The organism is Enterocloster sp. 210928-DFI.2.20 (genome assembly GCF_020554465.1).
Classification (GTDB): Bacteria; Bacillota; Clostridia; order Lachnospirales; family Lachnospiraceae; genus Enterocloster; species Enterocloster bolteae.
Genome location: NZ_JAJCHK010000069.1, coordinates 1 through 4,878, shown reverse-complemented (window position 1 = coordinate 4,878; position 4,878 = coordinate 1). Strand labels below are relative to the sequence as shown.

General features: G+C 50.9%; 3 protein-coding genes and 1 pseudogene. All 4 read right to left on the bottom strand.

Annotation, left to right across the window (positions count from 1 at the left end; genetic code table 11):
• Nucleotides 1–322: pseudogene (locus tag LI015_RS27675) on the bottom strand (hypothetical protein); the annotation flags it as partial.
• 4 nt (nucleotides 323–326) lie between these two features.
• Nucleotides 327–725, bottom strand: a complete 399-nt coding sequence (locus tag LI015_RS27670; RefSeq protein WP_173875330.1) for a hypothetical protein — start codon at nucleotides 723–725, stop codon at nucleotides 327–329.
• Between the two features lies 1 nt (nucleotide 726).
• Nucleotides 727–4,467, bottom strand: coding sequence for a hypothetical protein (locus tag LI015_RS27665; RefSeq protein WP_227126755.1), 3,741 nt, complete (start codon nucleotides 4,465–4,467; stop codon nucleotides 727–729).
• A 48-nt stretch (nucleotides 4,468–4,515) separates the two neighbouring features.
• Nucleotides 4,516–4,878: Gp15 family bacteriophage protein (locus tag LI015_RS27660; RefSeq protein ID WP_227126754.1), on the bottom strand; the 363-nt coding region annotated here is incomplete at its 5' end.

Below are 4,878 nucleotides of genomic sequence, written 5' to 3'. Positions count from 1 at the left end.
AGATTTTAAGCCTGCTGGCATAATCCCCGGATACCCTGTTAAAAACCATGGACACGCCATTGCTGGTCTTAAGCCGGTCAAAGGTAATCGTGATGGATGGTGGCTTGTCAAACACACCGTCCGGGCCGCTCAGCGCCGTACTGATATAGCCGTTCTGGCTGTCTGGGATTGTATCCGGGGTATTGACATAGGTCCCATCCAACCTTGCATACCGCGGCAGGCAGTAGGCGTATGGCGGCATGTCCTGCTCAAAACTGGTCAGGTCGTCCACGGATGAGTATGGCTGCTGTCCATTGGTCTCTACCCTTATGTCCCACTTCATCGCTTTACCGCCTCCTTTGTGGTTCCATGGCTGTGAAGTTTAATGACAGCCCATCCATGCCCCAGATGTTCTTCCCGTTCCGGATCCGCAGCTTATCCTTCCCCTGGCTGACATAAGCCTGGAAGGTCAATGTCTCCTGCCCATACGGGAAGGTCATTTCATGGCTCGCGTAGTTTGGGTCGGATATGATGCTGTAAAACGCATCATAGGATGCCAGGTCATTCATCCTTGGGTAGATTTTCATTGTGTAGTTGTAGAAAGTCCCTATGATGTCCCGGTCCATGGAGTAATCCAGAGTTCGCCCGGACTGCTCCGTATCCGTGACCGCAAAGCTGCGCTCCAGTGAGTCCTTCTCCACTTCCACGTTGTAAGCCTTGCCGTCCATTAAAAATACATTATCCATATCAACCTCCTCCTACAATTACCAGTCTTACGCCCTTGCGGGCTGCCTCTTTGTCCAGTTCCGGTTTCAACACACGGGCTAATGCTGCCAGGTTCCCAGTCAAGTTCAAGACAATCTGTATCGGCCGGTTCCCTTCCGCCTGCAGACGGCTTATCATCTCGTCCATTTTAGCCACCAGGTAGCCCAGTGTCTCTTCCTGGCCGTATCCTGCCGTGTTCCTCATGCTTGTGGACATCTCACCTGCCCTTGGCGGCACAACGGTTCCGCTGGCCATTCTGGGCAGATAGGATGCTGCGTTCGGGATGTTGATACTGATAGGCAGCTTCACCTCCACACCGTCAAACACATCCATGACACCATCTAACCACTTCTGGACTGTGCTTCGGGATGATGCCGCCATAGCACTAATGCCGTTATTAAATCCGCGCACCACATACTCCGCAATGCCGTAAAACTCCTTGGACGGCGAGTTGATATCAAACTCTTCCTCGGCCTCTTCCATGGCTTCTCTCGCCCACCTTTTAATGGCATCCTTTGCCATGTAAGCAAAGTCAGAGATACCATTGGCGAATCCCTCATTGATCCTCTTCGCCATATTATAAAATGCAGCGTACATGCCGCCGGTCCCCTGCGTATCACTGTCACCCCAGAACCATTCCTTCACATTCTTTGCCCAGGTCTCCATGGGTGACCGGGTTTCAGTATGGCTGTCATCAATCTTGGCATTGAATGCCTGGATAATGAGTTCCGCAAATTTTGTCCAGGACAGCTCATTCACACCCTGCACCTCATCCACGCCTACAAACCACTTTCGGACATTCTCCGCCCAGGTTTCCATGACGCTCTGGGATTGTGTATAGTTTTTATTAACAGTATTGTTGAAGCCCCTCATGATGCTGGTGGCCCACTTCTTGGACTCCGCGGAATCCCCGGAGCTGATGCCGAACTTATTAGAGAACCAGCTGGCCACACCGGATGCCCAGGACTGGACGACGCTCTGGGAAGCGGCCTGCTCGTTTGTCACGCCCTGATTGAATCCGGCCACGGTGTTGGATCCGACGCCGGCCAGTACGGTTGACGGACTGTGGATACCCAGGAGGCTCTTGATACCGTTCACGAACGGGTCTGTAATGTTAGCCTTTATAAAACCAACTGGGTTAGAAAAGAATTCCTTCACGCCTTCGCAGAAACCTTCCCAGAGGTATTGTCCCATCCCTGCCATGACCGTTGACGGGCTGTGGATACCAAAGCCTGCCTTCAAGCCATTGATAAATGGATCCACCACGTTGGTCTTAATCCAGGAGACTACTCCCTTAGCGGCATCCACGATTCCCTTAAGCATCCCAGCCCAAACATCACCGCCGCATTCCTCTATCTTTCCATTAAAATAATCCTTTGCCGCCGCGAACCCGTCCGCTATCAGGGTCCCAATGAACTTAGCCAGAGCCCCAAAAGCAACGCCCAGCGCAGAGTACAACAGCGTGTAAATCTTCCCTGCAAGGCCAATCCAGTCCACAGCCTCGATACAGTCAACAATGCCCTGCACAAAGGATGCCCAGTCTGTCTCCTGCACCACGGTAATCAAAAAGTCCAGGATTCCAATTACGAATGTGCTCAATGCCTCGCCTGCATCAGCCCACCGGAATGTCTGGAAGAACGTGCTGATACTGGTTGCGATATGCTCACCCATTTCGACCCACGGGAAATCTTTTGCGAACTGCAGCATTGCGTCAAAAACTGCGTTAAGCCCAGCCGCAAACAGATACCCTAGCTGCTCCCATTCAATTTTATTCGCAATCCCCACGATACAGTCAGACAGGGCAGTCCCGATGGCCCCCCAGTCTGTGCCAATGATGAATCCTAACAGACCGGATATCTGCGCCTGGAAATATGCGCCAATGGTTGCGCCTACAAGTCCCCACTCTACCGTATTGACCATCCCCATAAGGCCTTGAGACAACGCATTGCCCAGTGCGAACCACTCAATTTGGGTAAGAAGAAGATACAACGTATGCGCTATGGTATTAATGCCAGTGCCGAACATGACGCCGATAGAATACCAGTCAATCTTGGCCACCAGACTGTTGAACAGGGTCGTGAACGCTGTTACAAAAGCTGTTATCTGCGCACCTATATTGTCCCAACTGATAAACTCTGTGAAGCTTTGTACTGCCTCGTTAATCTTCTGACCTATCAGCTGGCCTATCCCTTCCCAGTCCCCGGCTGTAAACATTTCTTTCAGCTTATTTGCAAAATCACTGATTCCCTTGTCTATACCGACAGTCTCAAACATATCAGATGGGCTGGCCCCTCCGCCACCGCCTCCGGATGCATCCGCACCTTGCTGCTGTATCTGTACCAGATCATCGAATGGAGCCAGGGCTTTCTTTGCCTCTTTGCCGGCTGCACTCGCAGCGCCTCCCGTCTTTTTCAGACTGGCGGCATAATCCTCGTTAGCCTTTTTGGCCCGCACGAATGTACTCCCGCCCCCCAGCGCGGAAAAGAACTGGTTGATATAGCCCACTGCCGTTGCCAGAAGGTTAATCAAAGTATTAAGTACCGGAGCCACATAGGACAGAATGGGCGCGAACGCCGCCGCAAAACTATTTTTAAGGTAGGTCATGTTGGTCATCAGACCAGACATAGACTGGTTTGCACGGTCCGAATACTGCACCAGGTTCTGCATACCTTCCTTCACACCCTGTATGGCCGCCCTCATGGCCATGCGGATGAGCATGAGCTTGAACATATTAGACAGCTTTAGAATGCTCTTGCTGACGTTGTTTGATGATTTCCCTAGGCCTCTTAGACTGGATACTGCCTGTTTTGCCTTATTGGCCAGTCCACTGCCCAGAGCTTTTCCGAAATTGGTGACGGTATGGGTGGCAGATGAAAATGCGCTTTTGATTAGGCCCGAAAAAGCCGACGTGCGGTTTCCCGCTTTTTCAACTGATTGCCGGTATTCGTTAACCCGCGCGGTAAGCCTGGATATTTCTGCCTGGTTTGCGTCATATTCCGCATATCCCGTGGTGACCCCGGCTGCTTCAAGTACTTTTTGCCGCTCTTTTAGTTCTTTTAGTTTCTGCACAAGTTTAACAACTTTCTGGTTGCTGACTTCTGCATTTTCCCCGATTTCCTGTAATCGTTGGGATTCTACGGCTGCCCGGCCTTCCTCTGCAGCTAATTCCGCGAGGCGCTGCTTCTGCACATACAGCTTATTGTTCAGGCTGTCAAGGGATTCTGCTTTCTTCTGATATGCTGAGGTATCACTTCCTGCCGTGTATGCCTGTCCGGAGGATTCAATATCTGACATCTCCGCTTTATAGGCAGCGAGTGTGTTCCTGGCCTCGTCAATATCATATTGTAGATTTTTCCACCGGGACGAACGCTTGCTGACGCTCTGTTCAGTCATCTTCTGTTCTTGCGCCATGAGCTTATCAAGCCGCACCTGGGTTTTGGAAACAAGGTCCGAATATTGCTTATATTCTTCTGTTGGGATGTTTTCCCCACCCATCTGCTTCATTTCATCAGAGAGTTTAACGATTTGGCTTTCAGTATGGGCAATCTGGTTTTCAAGTTCGGTAAGCTTTATGGATTTCCCAAAAGCATCATTGATTCTTTTGCCGGCGGCTTCTGAGCTTTTAACGAGAGTCTTAACCGCACGGTCAAGGGTGCTGACCCCATCCTCAAAACCACCTGTATCTACCTTCGTGTCAAATTTCAGGCTTCCATCTGCCGCCATACCATCACCTCCTGCACAGGCATAAAAATAAGACGCCCATCCGGCATCCTAACCCAATAAGTTATTCCAATAATCAATCTCCGCCTGCTCCTCTTCGGTATACCGTTTCCGGATGTCGCAGAGTTTCTTGTTGTTGCGGTAAAACTCCTGTTCCCACTTTTCCAGCTTCTTTCCCTTGGCTTTCTTCTGACGGATTCCCAAGACTGCGGAAAATGTCCCTTCCTCAATCTCCATGAAATACCCTGAGAATGTCCACCAATGGATGTATGGGGCCGCCCTGGTCTCCGTACCTGCCACTTTGTTGATGGCGGGAAATAAGATGGGTTCATCCTGTTCCCAGTCCATCACCTTCCTGTCCGGCTTCTTATCGTCATCCTCCTGGCCGCAGTCCACAAACCACTTGGCCTGTAG